General features: G+C 62.0%; 17 protein-coding genes and 1 rRNA gene (1 of these 18 cut by a window edge). 5 read left to right on the top strand and 13 right to left on the bottom strand.

What is annotated here, in order from left to right:
• The 7 genes from ACM62G_RS16365 to ACM62G_RS16335 all read right to left on the bottom strand — a co-directional run.
• Positions 1–88 (bottom strand): 16S ribosomal RNA (locus ACM62G_RS16365); it reaches 1449 nt to the left of the window's first position.
• Positions 89–730: 642 nt separating this feature from the next.
• Complete coding sequence (gene msrQ / locus ACM62G_RS16360) at positions 731–1342, bottom strand: protein-methionine-sulfoxide reductase heme-binding subunit MsrQ (protein WP_054062473.1); 612 nt, start codon at positions 1340–1342, stop codon at positions 731–733.
• Positions 1342–2355 carry a protein-methionine-sulfoxide reductase catalytic subunit MsrP gene (msrP, locus tag ACM62G_RS16355; protein ID WP_419735171.1) on the bottom strand — a complete coding sequence of 338 codons (1014 nt, stop codon included), beginning with the start codon at positions 2353–2355 and terminating at the stop codon, positions 1342–1344. The genes msrQ and msrP overlap by 1 nt, the downstream gene beginning before the upstream one ends.
• Before the next feature lie 63 nt (positions 2356–2418).
• The gene (gene pssA, locus ACM62G_RS16350) at positions 2419–3276 is read right to left on the bottom strand and encodes a CDP-diacylglycerol--serine O-phosphatidyltransferase (RefSeq protein WP_054058223.1); all 858 of its coding nucleotides are present in this window, start codon (positions 3274–3276) and stop codon (positions 2419–2421) included.
• A 146-nt stretch (positions 3277–3422) separates the two neighbouring features.
• Positions 3423–4439 carry a ketol-acid reductoisomerase gene (gene ilvC / locus ACM62G_RS16345; protein ID WP_017903922.1) on the bottom strand — a complete coding sequence of 339 codons (1017 nt, stop codon included), beginning with the start codon at positions 4437–4439 and terminating at the stop codon, positions 3423–3425.
• Positions 4440–4491: 52 nt separating this feature from the next.
• The gene (gene ilvN, locus ACM62G_RS16340; RefSeq protein ID WP_010444113.1) at positions 4492–4983 is read right to left on the bottom strand and encodes an acetolactate synthase small subunit; all 492 of its coding nucleotides are present in this window, start codon (positions 4981–4983) and stop codon (positions 4492–4494) included.
• 1 nt (position 4984) lies between these two features.
• Positions 4985–6709: an acetolactate synthase 3 large subunit gene (locus ACM62G_RS16335; protein ID WP_054058267.1), complete on the bottom strand. Its 1725-nt coding sequence runs from the start codon at positions 6707–6709 to the stop codon at positions 4985–4987.
• Between the two features lie 402 nt (positions 6710–7111).
• On the opposite strand from ACM62G_RS16335, the gene ACM62G_RS16330 reads away from it, so the two are divergent.
• Positions 7112–7543 carry a DUF4124 domain-containing protein gene (locus tag ACM62G_RS16330; protein WP_054062475.1) on the top strand — a complete coding sequence of 144 codons (432 nt, stop codon included), beginning with the start codon at positions 7112–7114 and terminating at the stop codon, positions 7541–7543.
• A 126-nt stretch (positions 7544–7669) separates the two neighbouring features.
• On the opposite strand, the gene ACM62G_RS16325 is transcribed toward ACM62G_RS16330, so the two are convergent.
• Genes ACM62G_RS16325 through mrcB form a run of 3 tightly spaced genes read right to left on the bottom strand, consistent with a single transcriptional unit; the run spans position 7670 to position 11083 of the window.
• Positions 7670–7999 carry a YqcC family protein gene (locus tag ACM62G_RS16325; protein WP_054058226.1) on the bottom strand — a complete coding sequence of 110 codons (330 nt, stop codon included), beginning with the start codon at positions 7997–7999 and terminating at the stop codon, positions 7670–7672.
• Positions 7999–8742, bottom strand: a complete 744-nt coding sequence (locus ACM62G_RS16320; RefSeq protein WP_273821037.1) for a tetratricopeptide repeat protein — start codon at positions 8740–8742, stop codon at positions 7999–8001. Before ACM62G_RS16320 ends, ACM62G_RS16325 begins: the two co-directional genes overlap by 1 nt.
• A gap of 16 nt (positions 8743–8758) precedes the next feature.
• Positions 8759–11083, bottom strand: coding sequence for a penicillin-binding protein 1B (gene mrcB, locus ACM62G_RS16315; RefSeq protein WP_054058228.1), 2325 nt, complete (start codon positions 11081–11083; stop codon positions 8759–8761).
• Positions 11084–11198: 115 nt separating this feature from the next.
• On the opposite strand from mrcB, the gene ACM62G_RS16310 reads away from it, so the two are divergent.
• From ACM62G_RS16310 to ACM62G_RS16295, 4 genes are all read left to right on the top strand, one after another.
• Positions 11199–12755 carry a bifunctional aminoglycoside phosphotransferase/ATP-binding protein gene (locus ACM62G_RS16310; RefSeq protein WP_273821038.1) on the top strand — a complete coding sequence of 519 codons (1557 nt, stop codon included), beginning with the start codon at positions 11199–11201 and terminating at the stop codon, positions 12753–12755.
• Between the two features lie 90 nt (positions 12756–12845).
• Positions 12846–13190: a pentapeptide repeat-containing protein gene (locus ACM62G_RS16305; RefSeq protein ID WP_017904163.1), complete on the top strand. Its 345-nt coding sequence runs from the start codon at positions 12846–12848 to the stop codon at positions 13188–13190.
• A 234-nt stretch (positions 13191–13424) separates the two neighbouring features.
• The gene (locus ACM62G_RS16300) at positions 13425–13697 is read left to right on the top strand and encodes a TfoX/Sxy family protein (protein ID WP_010444127.1); all 273 of its coding nucleotides are present in this window, start codon (positions 13425–13427) and stop codon (positions 13695–13697) included.
• Positions 13698–13712: 15 nt separating this feature from the next.
• Positions 13713–14513 (top strand): Crp/Fnr family transcriptional regulator, encoded by an 801-nt coding sequence (locus ACM62G_RS16295; RefSeq protein WP_419735170.1) that lies wholly within the window; start codon positions 13713–13715, stop codon positions 14511–14513.
• Between the two features lie 210 nt (positions 14514–14723).
• Here ACM62G_RS16295 and deoC read toward each other — a convergent pair whose 3' ends face one another.
• From deoC to ACM62G_RS16280, 3 genes are all read right to left on the bottom strand, one after another.
• The gene (deoC, locus tag ACM62G_RS16290) at positions 14724–15503 is read right to left on the bottom strand and encodes a deoxyribose-phosphate aldolase (protein WP_054062478.1); all 780 of its coding nucleotides are present in this window, start codon (positions 15501–15503) and stop codon (positions 14724–14726) included.
• A gap of 225 nt (positions 15504–15728) precedes the next feature.
• Positions 15729–16496 (bottom strand): heme ABC transporter ATP-binding protein, encoded by a 768-nt coding sequence (locus ACM62G_RS16285; protein ID WP_419735169.1) that lies wholly within the window; start codon positions 16494–16496, stop codon positions 15729–15731.
• Positions 16496–17479 (bottom strand): FecCD family ABC transporter permease, encoded by a 984-nt coding sequence (locus ACM62G_RS16280; RefSeq protein WP_273821617.1) that lies wholly within the window; start codon positions 17477–17479, stop codon positions 16496–16498. Before ACM62G_RS16280 ends, ACM62G_RS16285 begins: the two co-directional genes overlap by 1 nt.
• Positions 17480–17519 lie beyond the last annotated feature (40 nt).

Here is a 17519-nt window from a genome sequence, read left to right as displayed (position 1 = left end):
AAGAGCAAGCCCCTCTCATCCGCTCGACTTGCATGTGTTAGGCCTGCCGCCAGCGTTCAATCTGAGCCATGATCAAACTCTTCAGTTCAATACTGCTTGGGTTTTGAGAAAACCCTAAACTTGGCTCAGCATACTCAAATGACTCATTTGATTTCTCGCATGGCCACTTGTGTTGCTGATAATCTAGTGACTATTCAGTCTGACACCACAAGCACCCACACGAATTGCTTGATTCAGTTGTTAAAGAGCGTTTGGCGAGCTGTTCGCTCAACCGAGGCGCGCATTCTACAGCAGCCTCATTTGCTGTCAAGTGATTATTTTCAGAAGCTTTCAGAATTTCTTCTTCAACTTCAACCACTTGCGCTTCCGATCTCTCGTTAGCGGGAGGCGAATTCTACAGCGTTACACGCTGCTGTCAACACCTCTTTTACAGCTTCTTCCGTGCTTCGATGATTTGAAGCTGCGCCGCCTGAAACAAGATAACTCGTTGAATCTCAAGGAGTTTTTCGTTCGAACTGCGCCGGAAGTGGGGCGCATTATAGGCCCCTGGGAATGAGCGTCAACCGTTATTTTCGGATTTCGGTCATAAAGGCCAAAACACCCAACCCGCACCACCCACCATCCCTGTAGGAGCCGGGCTTGCCCGCGAATAGGCCCTCAAGCCTTGCGTCGCCAGGACAACCCTATTTCGCGGGCAAGCCCGGCTCCTACAGATTGGAGGGTATGCGCCCTAGAGGGAGGCGGCGTTTTTTGGGGTGAGGCGCGGCATCCGCCGTGCAACCATCGGGATACGCAAAAGCAGGAGCAAGGCACCTATGACGGCATACACCGTCCACTCCTTCAGATCCGCCCTGACGATCCACAACATGTGCAACAACCCCAGCCCGAGGATCACATAGGCCAGGCGGTGCAACTTCTTCCACGCCTTGCCCAGCCGACGCTGGCTATAGCGGTTCGACGTAACGGCAAGCACCAGCAGCCCCAGAAAACCCAGGGCCCCGACAATGATGTAGGGCCGCTTGCTCAACTCCACACCCAATTGCGACCAGTCAAGCCCCAGCACAAAAACCAGGTAGGCAGCCAGGTGCAACACCCCATAGGCAAAACACCACAACCCCAACTGCCGCCGCACCGCTATCCAACCCGGCCAGCCACTCAACTTCTGCAATGGCGTCATCCCCAGGGTCACCAGCAGCAGAATCAATGCCCCCAATCCCAACCGGTCCACCAGCACCTTGCCCGGGTCCGGCCCCAGGGCAAAGATCCAGGCCTGATACAACCAGAGCAACGGCCAGACCATTGCCGCGACAAACACACTCAAACGCCAGAACGGATATCGCATCAGTAGTTCTTCCGCAGATCCATGCCGGCATACAAGGAGGCGACCTCCTCCGAGTAACCATTGAACATCTGCGTCTCCCGCACATTCGGGCTGAACAGTCCGCTGGGCAGGCGCCGCTCCCGGGCCTGAGTCCAGCGCGGATGGTCAACCGTCGGATTGACGTTGGCATAGAAGCCGTACTCATTCGCCGCGATACTCTGCCAGGTGGTCTTCGGCTGTTCCTCCACCAGACTGATGCGCACGATGGACTTGACGCTCTTGAAGCCATATTTCCATGGCACCACCAGACGCAACGGCGCACCGTTCTGATTCGGCAGTTCCCGTCCATACATGCCCACCGCGAGGATCGCCAGCGGATTCATCGCCTCATCCAGGCGCAGCCCCTCCACATAGGGCCAGTCGATCAGGGCAAACCCGGAGCGCTGCCCCGGCATGCTCTTCGGATCCTGCAGAGTCTCAAAACGGATGTATTTGGCCTTCGAAGTCGGCTCGACCTGCCTGAGCAAGGCCGAGATCGGGAAACCGATCCACGGGATTACCATCGACCAGGCCTCGACACAGCGCAGCCGATAGATCCGCTCCTCCAACTGATAGGGCTTCATGAAGTCTTCGAGGGCATAGCGGCCAGGCTTGCCAACCTCGCCATCGATCACCACCAACCAGGGCTCGGTCTTCAGCGAACCGGCATTCTGCGCGGGGTCGCCCTTGTCGGTGCCGAACTCGTAGAAGTTGTTGTAGTGCGTCGCGTCCTTGTACGGCGTGATAGCTTCGTCCTTGACCGTTACCGCACCCCAGCGGGTATCCGGCAGCTTGCCGGCAAACCAGGACGGCGCATGGCCTGCCTCGACATCGGCATAGCGCGCCATCTGCTCGGCGCCGGCCCAACCCGGCACGCCAGCGAGCGCCAAGGCAGCCACGGAGCCACCCAACAGGCTGCGACGGGAAAGATAGAGTGCTTCAGGCGTGACCTCCGACTCCCTGGAGTCGGAGGTTCTGGAAAGCTTGATCAGCATGGCGACTCCGCAGTATTGGATGACAGATGCATCAATAGACTACGGAGTCTGGAGGAAATTACATCACTTGCCGTTGTTGTTCCGACGCAAATGCAGCAGGTACTGGATCGGCCCCGACGCCGCATAGGCGAGGAAAATCAGCAACAGGATGCGTGGCGGGTCGCTGAAGACCACGGCAAACACCAGCACCACGGCCAGGATCGCCACGAACGGTACGCGGCCCTTGAGATCCAGCTCCTTGAAACTGTTGTACTTGATGTTGCTGACCATCAGCATTCCAGCCGCCGCCACCAGCAACGCCACCAGGAACGACATCTTCGACCCCTGGATACCGTAGTCGCTGAACGCCCAGACCGTGCCGGCCACCACACCGGCTGCCGCCGGGCTGGCCAGGCCGATGAAGTAACGCTTGTCGGCCGTGCCGACCTGGGTGTTGAAGCGCGCCAGACGCAACGCCGCGCCCGCCACATAAATGAAGGCTACCATCCAGCCGACCTTGCCCATGTCCCCCAGCGCCCAGCCGAAGGCCAGCAGGGCCGGGGCGACGCCAAAGGCGACCATGTCGGACAGCGAGTCATATTCGGCACCGAAGGCGCTCTGGGTATTGGTCATCCGGGCCACACGCCCGTCCAGGCCATCGAGCACCATGGCAACGAAGATCGCGATGGCGGAAAACGCGAAATACTTGCTCGCTCCGGCCGGATCGCCGGCACTGGCGGCGCTTTGCGCACTCATCGCACTGATGATGGCGTAGAAACCGGCGAACAGGTTCGCGGTGGTAAAGAGGTTAGGCAGCAGATAGATACCACGATGCCGGACCTTACGGCCTTCGGCGTCATGCCCTTCTTCGACATGTTCATCGATCGGCAGCAGGCTTTCGGCGTCAGGAGCCTGGTTCGGCTCTTCGGGACGTTCGCTCATGGACAGTACCTTGCAACGGTGAAAAGTGATTCGACAGGGGTTCGCAACCGGCGTTCGGCGGCAAAACGATGCAGCTTTATACCAGAAGCCGCCCCCCTAAACGAAAAAACGCGGCCTAGGCCGCGTTTTTCCAGACAGACTCGAACTTAGTTCTTGGTCTTGTCGACGATCTTGTTGGCGCTGATCCAAGGCATCATCGAACGCAGTTGCTCGCCGATGATCTCGATGCCGTGAGCGGCGTTGTTACGACGCTTGGCGGTCATCGATGGGTAGCCGGTGGCACCTTCGGAAATGAACATCTTCGCGTATTCGCCGTCCTGGATGCGCTTCAGAGCGTTGCGCATGGCCTGACGGGATTCGGCGTTGATGACTTCCGGACCGGTCACGTACTCGCCGTACTCGGCGTTGTTGGAGATCGAGTAGTTCATGTTGGCGATACCGCCTTCGTACATGAGGTCAACGATCAGCTTCAGTTCGTGCAGACACTCGAAGTAGGCCATTTCCGGCGCGTAGCCCGCTTCAACCAGGGTTTCGAAACCGGCCTTGACCAGCTCGACGGTACCGCCGCACAGAACGGCCTGCTCACCGAACAGGTCGGTTTCGGTCTCGTCCTTGAAGGTGGTTTCGATGATGCCGGTACGGCCGCCACCGACGCCAGCAGCGTAGGACAGCGCGACGTTCTTGGCGTTGCCCGAGGCGTCCTGGTAGATAGCGATCAGGTCAGGGATACCGCCGCCCTTGACGAACTCGGAACGTACGGTGTGGCCTGGAGCCTTCGGCGCGATCATGATCACGTCCAGGTCGGCACGTGGAACGACCTGGTTGTAGTGGATCGAGAAGCCGTGGGAGAAGGCCAGGGTAGCGCCCTTCTTGATGTTCGGCTCGATCTCGTTCTTGTACAGCTGGCCCTGGAACTCGTCCGGGGTCAGGATCATGACCAGGTCGGCAGCGGCAACGGCGGTGGCAACGTCAGCCACTTTCAGGCCATGGGCCTCGGCCTTGGCAACGGTGGCCGAACCTTTACGCAGGCCGACGGTCACGTCGACGCCGGAGTCTTTCAGGTTGCAGGCTTGCGCGTGGCCCTGGGAACCGTAACCGATGATGGCGACTTTCTTGCCCTGGATGATCGACAGGTCGCAGTCTTTATCGTAGAAAACTTTCATGAAATACCCCTATATATCCAGGCCATCAGGCCATTCGCTAAATTGATTGAAATCAGATGCTCAGTACTTTGTCGCCACGGGCAATCCCGGTAACGCCACTGCGTACGGTTTCCAGAATCGAGGCCGTCCCGATCGCCTGGATGAAGCTGTCCAGCTTGTCGCTCGTACCGGTCAGTTGCACGGTATAGACGCTGGCGCTGACATCGACGATCTGCCCGCGATAGATATCGGTGGTGCGCTTGATCTCGGCGCGCTGGGCGCCGGTGGCCTTGACCTTGACCAGCATCAGCTCGCGCTCGATATGAGCACTTTCCGACAGATCGACCAGTTTGACCACTTCGACCAGCTTGTTCAGGTTCTTGGTGATCTGCTCGATGATCTCGTCATGCCCGACGGTGGTCAGCGTCAGACGCGACAGGGTCGGGTCTTCGGTCGGTGCCACGGTCAGGCTTTCGATGTTGTAGTTGCGCTGCGAGAACAGGCCGACTACACGGGACAGAGCACCCGGTTCGTTTTCCAGAAGCAGGGAAATGATGTGCCGCATGTTAGGTACGCTCCGTCTTGCTCAGCCACATATCGCGCATGGAGCCGTCTTTGATCTGCATCGGGTAGACGTGCTCGCTGGTATCGACCTGGATGTCGAGGAACACCAGGCGATCCTTCATGGCGAACGCTTCTTCCATCTTCGGCTTCAGGTCTTTCAGATCCGTGATACGGATACCGACGTGACCGTAGGCCTCGACCAGCTTGACGAAGTCAGGCAGCGATTCCATGTACGAGTGCGAGTGGCGGCTGCCGTAGCTCATGTCCTGCCACTGGCGGACCATGCCGAGCACACCGTTGTTCAGGTTGACGATCTTCACCGGCAGGCCGTACTGCATGCAGGTGGACAGTTCCTGGATGTTCATCTGGATACTGCCCTCGCCGGTGACACAGGCGACGTCAGAATCCGGGAAGTTCAACTTGACGCCCATGGCCGCCGGGAAGCCGAAGCCCATGGTGCCCAGGCCACCGGAGTTGATCCAGCGGTTGGGCTTGTTGAACTTGTAGTACTGCGCCGCGAACATCTGGTGCTGGCCCACGTCGGAGGTGACGAAGGCATCGCCCTTGGTCACTTCGCACAGGGTCTCGATCACGGTCTGAGGCTTGATGATGCTGCCGTCGCCCTTGTCGTAAGGGAACAGGCCGCGATCGCCGCGCCACTCGTCGATCTGCTTCCACCAGCTGGCAACCGACTCCTTGTTCGGGGTCTCGCCGATTTCCTTGAGGGCTGCAACCATTTCGGTCAGCACGCTCTCCACAGGACCCACGATAGGCACGTCTGCCTTGATGGTCTTGGAGATCGATGCCGGGTCGATATCGACGTGGATGATCTTGGCGTTCGGGCAGAACTTCGGCGCGCCGTTGATGACACGGTCATCGAAACGCGCACCGACGGCCAGGATCACGTCGGCGTGGTGCATGGTCAGGTTGGCGGTGTAGCTGCCGTGCATGCCGAGCATGCCGACGAACTGACGGTCGGTGCCAGGGTAGCCACCCAGGCCCATCAGCGTGTTGGTCACCGGCAGGTTGAGCATCTTTGCCAGTTCGGTCAGCGGTGCGGAACCGCCGCCGAGGATCACGCCACCGCCGGAGTAGAGCACCGGACGCTTGGCGGCCAGGAGCATTTCGGCAGCCTTGCGGATCTGGCCGGAATGGCCACGGACCGCCGGGCTGTAGGAACGCAGCTTGGCTTTCTTCGGAAAAACGTATTCGAACTTCTCGGCCGGGTTGGTCATGTCTTTCGGGACATCGACAACGACAGGACCAGGACGGCCGGATTGCGCCAGGTAGAACGCCTTCTTCATGACCTCCGGGATTTCCGAAGCGTGCTTGACCATGAAACTGTGCTTCACGATCGGCCGGGAGATACCGATCATGTCGGTTTCCTGGAACGCGTCGGTACCGACCAGGGTGCTCGGCACCTGACCGGAGATGATCACCATCGGAATGGAGTCCATGTAGGCCGTGGCGATACCGGTGATGGCGTTGGTCGCGCCAGGACCGGAAGTCACCAGTACCACGCCGGCCTTGCCGGTGGCACGGGCGTAGCCGTCAGCCATATGGGTTGCGGCCTGCTCGTGACGAACCAGGATGTGGGTTACTTCCGGTTCCTTGAACAGGGCATCGTAGACATGAAGAAGAGCACCACCCGGGTACCCGTAGATATATTTGACGCCTTCGTCACGCAAGAAGCGGACGAGCATCTCACCGCCAGATAAAAGCTCCACGTTGCTCACCTCTAAAACGCCAGAATACCGTCCACAGACACTGGAGACGGGTCTTAATAGGTTTACTTCTCGACAGAGCATGAGCGACGGTGGTCGCCGACTACGTCAGCACTGACTGAGCAAGTATTGGGAGTGCCCCAAGTGTTGCGGGGGTTTCCCACCCAGCGCGAGGTAACGCGTTGCGGGTGTAACAGGTCGGCGCGGATGTGCGCCTCATGATCTGCCGAGTGGGTCTGCTTCTGGCAGTCCCTCTACAGCGGACTTTGGATTGTTCTGATTCGCCTCGCTCAAGTCAAGTCATCTATGCGCTTTCTTCGAACCAAGTGCATGAGAATGCAGCAGAAAACCCTGACACAAGGTATATGCTAGCTTGCTGATTGAACTGCCTGACAAGGAAACCCGATGCGTACGAGCATTCTTACGGCCAGCCTGCTGTTTGCCCTGAGCCCGCTGTGCCTGGCCGCTCCGATCTACAAATGGGTGGACGCCCAGGGCGTAACCCATTTCGACGCAACCCCTCCTCCCGGGCAGTCCGCGACCGTGGTGACCCCGGCGATCAGCCCCAACCCGACCTCGCCGACCAGAGGCGACGTCCCGGCCAGCAAGCCGGTGGGCGACCAGAATGCCGTGGATGCCAAGGTCAGGAAGCAGGTGGCCGAGCAGGAAGCGGCGCGCAAGGTGTTCTGCGAAAAGGCCAGGACCAACCTGGCGCAACTACTGAACGACCCGCGGGTTCGGGAGGAAGTGAACGGGGAATTGCATCGGCTGACCGATGAGGAACGGCAGACACGCCTGATCGAGACGCGCAAGGTGATCGAGGATCACTGCTCCTGAAGGTTCGTGGCGCCCTCTTCGCGGACAGATCCTGCTCCCGCGGTGTCAGCGCCGTTCGCAGGACTCATGCATGGCGCGAGCACCTGTGGTAGCCGGATTCATCCGTGAAGGTGCTCGCTGGTCGAACTAGCTGGACTCGCCGATCAATCGATCGAACTGCGCCAGCAATGCCTGCAACTCCACGCCCTCTCCCGGACGCTGGCCGTAGACCATCTCGGCCATGGCCAGGATGCCCGAAGCGCTGGGCAGCGGCAGATCCTCTTCGAGGATGATCTTCATCCTCGGCAGGAAGATCCATTGCAGCCACTGCTCGAACTCCAGCGTATCGACACTGAACGGCTCGACACTGGACAACGCCTCCTCGCTCGGCGCCTCCTCGTCCCACCACCCCTGGGCACGCAGCTCACGCTCGATCAGCAGCAACTGGTCGGCGATCAACGGAAAGCGGCTATCCATCAGAGATTGACCCTGGCCTTCTGGCGAGCCTGGGCGGCACCGGCGGCGTCACCCTGCTTTTCCCGGGCCTGGGCGATCAGTTCCCAGAGGCTGGCCTGCAGGTCCGGACGACCGTTGGCAAACCCCAGGCCACGCCGTGCCAGTTGCTCGGCCTGCGGCGCATCGCCCTGGGCCATGCGCACCTGGGCCAGGCGATACAGCACTTGCGGCTCACGCGGCGCCACACGCTGGGCGCGCTCCAGGCTCGACGACGCACCGTTCAGGTCGCCGCCGGACTGCTGCTGTTGGGCCGTGGTCAGCAGTGCCAGCACCGGACCATCCAGTTGTTCGTCCGCCGACAGGCCACCGCTGTTGCCGGATGGAATGCCGGTCGGTTGCGACAGGCCGTAGCCGCCCTGGTTGATCGACGACGTCTGGATCGGCGTGCTGTCCACCGGGCCCGGCGTGATCGGACCGGTGGTGGAAGGACCGGGCGTCCACGGCTCACTGCTGATCGGCGCGGACGTCGTCGCCCCACCACCGGGCACCATCACCACCACGCCGGAGTCCTGCGGAACGGCCTGGGCCTGGTTCGGCGCGGCACGACGGATGGTGGTCTGGCGGAAGCCGCCGTTGGCCGAAATCCGGTCATTGTTGGAGACGGCTGTCCCGGAGTCGACGACCGGGATCGAACCATGGGGCACGCTCGAGCAACCGCCAAGCAAAGCCAGAGCTGTAAAAGCTGGAAACCACCATTTGTTCACTGCAAACCCTCTTCGCTTAATTCAACCAGCCCTTGACCCAATCCATCACTTCGCTGGCCGGCGCGGGCGCCGAGCCACCGCAAGCCGCACCGGGTGCCGGCTCGCTGCCGCGAATATACGGCATCTGTACCGCACCGGGGCAATTGGCATCGGAGCCCTGCCCGGTATGTGGATCGATCCAGGCCTGAACAATGTTATCCGGTTGCGGCATGTCCAGCGGCAGCGGATCGGATTTCTTCATGAAACTGGTCCACACCTGCAGCGCGCCGGTGGCACCGGTGAACGGCGTCTTGCCGTTGTCGTCGCGCCCCAGCCAGACCACGGCCAGCAGGTCCTGGCTGAACCCGGCGAACCAGCTGTCCCGGGAGTCGTTACTGGTACCGGACTTGCCCGCCAGGGTTAGGGTCCGGGGCAGGACGTTATAGGCACTGGCCCCGGTCCCCTCGCGCATCACCCGCTGCATCGCCGCCTGGATCAGGTAGATCGAGCCCGGGTCGAAACGCTGCTGGACCTGGAACGGATAACGCTTGAGCGGTTCGCCCTCAGCCGTCAGGACGCTGCGGATACCGCGCATCGGCGTATTGAAACCGCCGTTGGCGAGGGTCTGGTACATGGTCGCCACTTCCATCGGCGTCATGCCGCCGGCCCCCAGCAGAATCGACGGATAGGCCGGGAATTCGCGGGTAATGCCGAGTCGGGCAACCGTCTTGAGCACGTTCGGCACCCCGACTTCCAGGCCGAGGCGCGCCGTCGACAGGTTGTAGGAGTGCGCCAGCCCCTGGTACAGGAAAATCGTGCCATGGGAGCGGCGATCGAAGTTCTGCGGTTTCCAGACCTGCCCGTCCGCGCCTTTCACCGAGAACGCCTCGTCCGACAGCCAACTGGTCAGGGTGTACTGGCTCGGTTTCTCCAGCGCCGTCAGGTAGACCGCCGGCTTGATCAGCGAGCCGATGTTGCGCACGGCATCCAGGGCACGGTTGAAACCGGCGAAACCAGGCTGGCGGCTGCCGATCATGGCCTGGACCTCACCGGTTTCCGGGTTGGTCACCACCATGGCCGCTTCCACATCCTCGGCGCCCTTGCGGGCCCCCAGGCGCTTGAAGGTGTCATTGACCGACGCCTCGGCCTTCATCTGCAGGATCGGGTCGAAGCTGGTGAAGATCCGCAGCCCTTCCTCGGTCAAGTCTTCGTCACGGTAGTCTTCGCGCAACTGGCGCTTGACCAGGTCAAGGAAGCCGGGGAACGAGCTGTCGGCCAGGCTGCCGCGCTTGGTCACACCCAGCGGCATCTTCTTCGCCGCCTCGGCCTGCTCGGTGGTCACCACGCCCTGCTGGGCCAGCAGGTCGAGCACCAGGTTACGCCGCTCCAGTGCCCGGTCCGGATAACGCCGCGGGTTGTAATAGGAAGGGCCCTTGACCATCCCCACCAGCAATGCCACCTGGTGCAGTTTCAGCTCGGCCAGCGGCTGGCTGAAGAAGAACTGGCTGGCCAGGCCGAAACCGTGCACCGCGCGCTGGCCGTCCTGGCCGATGAAGACCTCGTTGAGGTAGGCCTCGAGAATTTCCTGCTTGCTGTAGTGCATCTCCAGCAGCAGGGACATCATGGCTTCGGTGAGCTTGCGGCTCAGGCTGCGTTCGTTGGTCAGGAAGAAGTTCTTCACCAACTGCTGGGTCAGGGTACTGCCGCCCTGGCGCATCTGCCCGGAGGAAGTGTTGACCCAGACCGCCCGGGCGATCGACTTCGGCGAAACCCCGAAGTGGTGATAGAAATCGCGGTCTTCCACGGTGACCAGCGTATCGAGCAGGTAGGGCGGCACCTGGTCGAGCTTGATCAGAATCCGGTCTTCGAGGTTTTTCGGGTACAGGCCGCCGATCAGCAGCGGCTCCAGGCGCACCACGGAGAGTTTCGCGCCATTGAGCCCGGCCAGCTCCGCCACATAGTCGCCGGAGAAGCGCACCCGTACCGGCTGGGCGGCCTCCATTCCTTCGTAGAACTGGAAGCCACGGGTATTGAGGTCGACCGTGTTGCCATTGACGGACGCCGCGCCGGGACCATTGACCACCGACTCACGGCGGTAGCCCAGGGCATCGAGCTCGGTCAGGAAGTCTTCCTTGCTCAGCTTCTGGCCGACGAACAGCTCCAGCGGCCGGGCATAGACCTTGGCCGGAATGGTCCAGCGCTTGCCGGAGAACTTCTCCTGCACCACGGCATCGAGGTAGACGGCAAAGCCGGCCAGCACCACGAGACCGACCAGGCTGAGCTTGAGCGCCCAGCCGAGCCAGGGACGAAGGCCACCGGACGGAGGTTTGGGTTTGGAACGAGGGGATCGGGTACGAGTCATGGGCGCGGATTATACGCACTTTATTCATGATCAACATGTACACCCGGCGGTTTGCACTCCCCACCTTAGCGGCCATAATGACGCCCTTGAATTTCTGACCTCTGAAGGATCGCTCGTGAGCCAGTCCCTGATCGCCGCCCTGCAAAACCCGGCCCTCTACCCGCATCCGGTAGAAGGGTTTCAGCTCATCGAAACCCATATTTCCTGGGTGCTGCTCACCGGGTCCTACGCCTACAAGATCAAGAAGCCAATGAACTTCGGCTTCCTCGACTTCACCGAACTGTCCGCCCGCGGCCACTTCTGCAATGAAGAACTGCGCCTGAACCAGCGCCTGACCGACGACCTGTACCTGGAAGTCCTGTCGATCACCGGCAGCGCCGAGGCACCACAACTGGGCGGTGACGGCCCGGCTATCGAATACGTGCTGAAAATGCGTCAGTTCCCCCAGAGCCAGTTGCTCAGCACCCTGCAGGCCAACGGTGAGCTGACCACCCGGCATATCGACGAGATGGCCCAGCAGATCGCGCAGTTCCACCTGAACGCCCCGCACGTTCCCCAGGAGCACTACCAGGGCACGCCGGAAGCGGTCATGGACCCTGTCCGCCAGAACTTCGAGCAGATTCGCCCCTTCCTCCAGGACAAGGCCGACCTGCAGCAGCTCGATGCGCTGCAAGCCTGGGCTGAATCCAGCTTCGAGCGCCTCAAGCCGCTGTTCACCCAGCGCAAGGCCGAAGGCTTCATCCGCGAGTGCCACGGCGATATCCACCTGGGCAACGCCACCGTGATCGACGGCAAGGTGGTGATCTTCGACTGCATCGAGTTCAACGAACCGTTCCGCTTCACCGACGTCTATGCCGACACCGCGTTCCTGGCCATGGACCTGGAAGACCGCGGCCTCAAGAGTCTGGCCCGACGCTTCATCAGCCAGTACCTGGAACTGACCGGCGATTACCAGGGCCTGGAAGTGCTGAACTTCTACAAGGCCTATCGGGCCCTGGTGCGGGCCAAGGTCGCGCTGTTCAGCCTGTCGCCCGAAGCCACCGCCGTGCAGCGCGCGACCACCCTGCGCCAGTACCGCAACTACGCCAACCTGGCGGAAAGCTACAGCACCATTCCATCGCGTTTCCTGGCGATCACCCACGGCGTCTCGGCAGTCGGCAAGAGCCACGTCGCCATGCGCCTGGTCGAGGCGTTGGGCGCGGTACGCCTGCGCTCGGACGTCGAACGCAAGCGCCTATTCGGCCTGCAGCAGGGCAGCCAGGACGTCGGCGCCGGCATTTACAGCCAGGACGCCAGCGCGCAGACCTACCAGCGCCTGCACGAGATCGCCGACATCATCCTGCGTGCCGGCTTCCCGGTGGTGATCGACGCCACCTACCTCAAGCGCAACCAGCGCGACGCCGCCGCCAAGGTGGCCGAGGCCACCGGGGCGCCGTGCCTGATCATCGATTGCGACGCCCCCCAGGCCGTCATCGAAAGCTGGCTGGCACAACGCCAGGCCGACGCCGTCGACCCATCCGATGCGACCCTGGAAGTCATCGCCGTGCAACAGGCTTCCCGAGAAGCACTGGGTGCCGATGAAATTCTCCACACCAAGCGTGTCCAGACCAATGAAAGTGGCAGTCTCGACACCCTGATCGCGCAAATTCGCCTGCGTTTGCCTAATCTGTAGAAACTATATTCAGCCGTGAAGCCGCATTCGCTTCACGGCTGAAACATAGTGGCATTATACTGGCGTCATAAATCCAACGGGAGACGCCCCATGAGCCAGCCCAAGCTTCTCGACTCTGCCTTGTATGCCCTGCTGCACAAAGATGATATTGCCGGCTTCAACAAGGCCCGTCCCAAGGACGGCCCGATCGACATGCGCGGTGGTGATTTCCGCGGTCTCGACCTGCGCGAACTGAATGCCGACGGGATCGACTTCACCAACGCCTACTTCCGTTCTGCCGACCTGCGCGGGGTGGACTTCCAGAACTCCCGGCTCGAAGGTGCCAGCGTGGCCCACGCACAGATCTCCGGCGCCTACTTCCCTCCCCAACTGAAGGCTGCGGAGATCCTGATGTCGGTCCAGTTCGGCACGCGGATGCGCTACGAACCGGAATAATCCGTCCGGCAACATCACACTCGTCGAGTCCGGCGCCAGTCGATGCCCCGGACAGCGGCAGGTATCGCTTATCCCTTCCCGGCCCCCGCCTGACCAGGGCGGTTTCGCACTGGCCCTTAGAAGCTTTTGCGCCCAAACCGACCAACGAACCACGCTTTTCCTACTGACCGCTACACTCTTTTCAGGCTTGCCTACTCTCGTCAACGCAGCGTTCGGCCATCGCAAGGAGGCTTGATGAACGATGAACTGCAACATCTGAAAAACCTGGGCAAGACGTCGGCGCAATGGCTGCACGCGGTGGGCATCCACAGCGCATCGGACTTGCGGCGGCTAGGGGCAGTGGACGCCTATCGCGCAGTCAGAACCCGGGGATTCAGAGCCTCGAAAGTGCTGTTGTACGCCATCGAGGGCGCCTTGATGGACATTCACTGGAACGACATCCCGCTGGAACGTAAAGAGGCCTTGAATAAACAACTGGAAGCGATATCGTCACGCCATAAAAATTGATTGTGCAGGTTTGTCATGTATCTACTCGGGGAGCAACCGGCGTACGCCGATGAATTGATCAATCGGCTGCAGAGCATTCCCGCTCGGCTACTGGAGGGCTTGTCTCCCTGTGACGAGGCCGTCGAACTGGAGGAGACTGCCGACCTCTCCGCGCAGTTGGCCGACGACCGGCTCTACCTGATCGAAAGCGGCCTGGTGCATGCCAGGGTCGACGAACGCCCCTTGTTCTACCTGCATGAAGGCGACCTGGTGGGCTTGCGCCAGGGCATCGACTGGCCACGCTGCCTGCTGAGCAGCGATGGTCCGCTGCGCCTGCTGCCCTACCGGCGGCGCGAGGTGTTCCAGCATATCCATGCCGACGAAACCCGCAGCGAAATGCTGCTGCGCTACCTGGTGGGGCACACCGCCCTGCTGTCGGATGCCATCACCCGCCTCAAGCAGCCGGAGTTTCGCAGCAGCAACGGCTTCCAGCAGGTAGCGGCCGGCGAGGTGCTGATCCGCCAAGGCGATGATGCCGATCACGTCTTCATTATTATCGAGGGGCACGCCGAGGCCTTTGTCGACGGCCACAAGGTCGGCGATGTGCCCAAGGATGAGATTTTCGGCGCCATGGCGGTGTTCACCGGCGAGAAACGCAGCGCCACGGTGATCGCCAGCCAGGCCTGCTCGGTCATGCTGATTCCCAAGGACCAGTTCCTCAGCCTGACCCAGAGCAACCCGCGCATCGCCCACAGCCTGATCCAGAGCATGGCGCGCCGCATCGACCTGCTGAACCGGGAAGTCACCCGCCTGAACACGGCCAGGCTGTCCGGTTGAGCCCGCCCAGGGCACGGCGACGGGCGGTCGAAAAAAAGCTGTTGACTTAGAAATGAGAATCGTTATGATTATCACAACTGATCGCGAGATCGGTTGGATTTTCTGAAAGGCCCTTGGTTCGGACTCTTCAGATTATCTCCTCATCAGGCTAATCACGGTTATTGACCCGGCTTTTTGCCGGGTCTTTTTTTGTCTGGAACAAGCCCCTGCTCAGTCACTGCCCGAAGGCTCCGCCGACCACTCCAGGTGCGCCAGCAGTTCGTCCAGCAGCCCCGAAGCCCCCAGACGCAGATGATCGGCGTCGACCCAGCCCGCGCCGAAGCGACTCCTGGCCAGTTCGATGTAGGTACGGGCATCGGCCAGCGTGCGAATACCGCCCGCCGCTTTCAGGCCCACCAGCCCACCACGCTCGGCAATCGCCTCGAGCATGATCCGCACCGCCTGTTCGGTCGCGTTGACCAGCACCTTGCCGGTACTGGTCTTGAGAAAATCGGCACCGGCGGCAATCGCATCCTGGCTGGCCTGACGAATCATCTGCGGGTCGCGCAACTCACCGGTTTCCAGGATCACCTTGAGCCTGGCCCGGCCAGTGCACAGGTCACGGCAGGCCGACACCATGGTCAGCCCCGTCTGCGTGTCGCCCATCAGCAGCGAACGATAGGGATAGACCAGGTCCACCTCGTTCGCGCCGGCCCTGAGCACCGCTTCCGTCTCCGAGACGGCCGAGGCCACGTTCGGCCCGCCATAGGGGAAATTGACCACCGTGGCCACCCGAATTCCCGGTGCGCCCAGACCATCGAGCGTCTTGCGCGCCAGGGCGACGAAGCGTGGAAAGACACACACCGCGGCCACTGGTCCGAACGGCGTCATGGCCCGCTGACACAGCGAAACGATTCGCTCGGCATCGTCGTCATTGCTCAACGAGGTCAGGTCGAGCAGACCCAGGGCCTGGTGCGCCAACTGCCGATCCGTCTGATTAATCTGCTTCATGTTTGCTCCCACATCCGATCACACCTCCCGGACACAATAAAGGACTCATTCGGCGGAAATCATGGAGAGCCAAAGACAAGGACCCTGACTACACAAGAACAGGAAACATCTTTGCCCACCCAGGTGTCGGTCCCACAAAAATAAGCCTGTCGACTCATGACGACAGCATTTGCGAAGCGACCTACAGCCAATGGGCGGATTGACTGACGCGGCGATGCGCGCCGCTCAACGGGCGACGATCAATGGGTGCCCGCGCTCGGGATGAGGCAACACCAGCACCTCCAGTCCGAACACCGTCTTGAGCATGTCGGCCTGCAGCACCTCTGCCGGGCTTGCCAAGGCGCGGGGGCAGCCGTGTTCCAGCAATAGCAGGCGATCGCAGTAGCGTGCCGCCAGGTTGAGATCGTGCAGGATGATCAGCACTGCGGCACCGCGGTCGGCGAACTCGCGAATCGCCTGCAGGGTGGTGTGCTGGTGCAGTGGATCGAGCATCGAGGTGGGCTCGTCAAGCAGCAGCGTCTGGCCGCTATGCCCCGGCCAGAGTTGCGCCAGCACACGGGCCAGGTGTATCCGCTGACGTTCGCCACCGGACAACGCCAGGTAGCTGCGCCCGGCCAGGTGAGTGGCGTCGGCGGCTTGCAGGGCCTCGCTGACGATTTCCCGATCGCGCACCTGCCCGGTCTGGTGTGGCAGGCGCCCCATGCCGACCACCTCTTCGACGCGAAAGGCGAAATCGAGGGTCGAGGTCTGCGGCAGCACCGCCAGGCGCTGTGCCCGCTGCGTGCCCTGCCAGTGGGCCAGGGGCTGCCCACCAAGCCAGACACGCCCCTGGCTCGGTGCCAGTTCGCCGCAGAGGGCGCCGAGCAAGGTGCTCTTGCCGGCGCCGTTCGGGCCGAGCACGCCCAGCAGCTCACCGGGCTTGAGCTCAAGATCGATGTCGGTCAGCACGGTCTTCACGCCGCGACAGACCGTCAGCTTCTGCGCGCGCAGCATCAGGCCCGCCCCCGCAACAGCAGATACAGAAAAAATGGCGCGCCCAGGAATGCCGTGACGATGCCGATCGGCAGTTCCGCCGGCGCCAGCGCCAGACGTGCCACCAGATCGGCGAACAACAGCAGGCAGCCTCCCGCCAGCACCGATGCCGGCAACAGCACCCGGTGATCCGGGCCCGCCAGCAGCCGGACCAGGTGCGGCACCACCAGGCCGATGAAGCCGATCATGCCGGCAGCCGCCACCGCCGCCCCAACGCCCAGGGCCGTGCACAGTACCAATTCGCGCTTGAGCCCTTCGACATCGATGCCCAGGTGGCCGGCCTCCGACTCGCCGAGCAGCAGCGCATTCAGCGCCCTGGCCCGACGCGGCAACCACAGCGCCACGCCTGCGGTGACCAGCAGCAGCGGCCACAAGCGTGCGTAGCTGGCGCCATTGAGGCTGCCCAGGTTCCAGAAGGTCAGGGTACGCAAGGTCGCATCGTCGGCCAGGTAGGTAAAGAGCCCGACCGCCGAGCTGGCCAGGGCGGTCAGGGCAATCCCCGCCAGCAACATGATCGCCACGCTGGTCTGGCCGTTGCGCCGTCCCAGCCGATAGACCAGCGCCGTCACCGCGAGCCCGCCGAGGAAAGCGCAGAGCGACAACAGATAGGGCCCCATCACCTCCGGCACCCCACCGAATGCCGCACCGCCGACAATCGCAATCGCCGCACCGAGCGCCGCACCGCTGGAAACGCCCACCAGCCCCGGGTCAGCCAACGGGTTGCGGAACAAGCCCTGCATGGCGACACCGGACAGCGCCAGCACCCCGCCCACTGCCAGCCCCAGCAAGGTCCGCGGCAGGCGGATCTGCCCGAGGATCAGTTCCGCCTGCTCCAGCCCCTCGGCCGGCAACGGCAGGCCCAGCAGGCGCAATGCCGCACGCAGGATATCGGCCAGCGGCAGACTGACCGGCCCCAATGCCAGCGACAACCAGGTTGCCAGCAGACACAGCAGGCCCAGGCCGATGAACAGGGCGCGGGGTTTG

Origin of the sequence: Pseudomonas sp. COR18, from assembly GCF_048568395.1 — a bacterium.
Classification (GTDB): Bacteria; Pseudomonadota; Gammaproteobacteria; order Pseudomonadales; family Pseudomonadaceae; genus Aquipseudomonas; species Aquipseudomonas fuscovaginae_B.
Note: the sequence above shows the minus strand (reverse complement) of the source record. Positions and strands in the feature narration are given on the sequence as shown.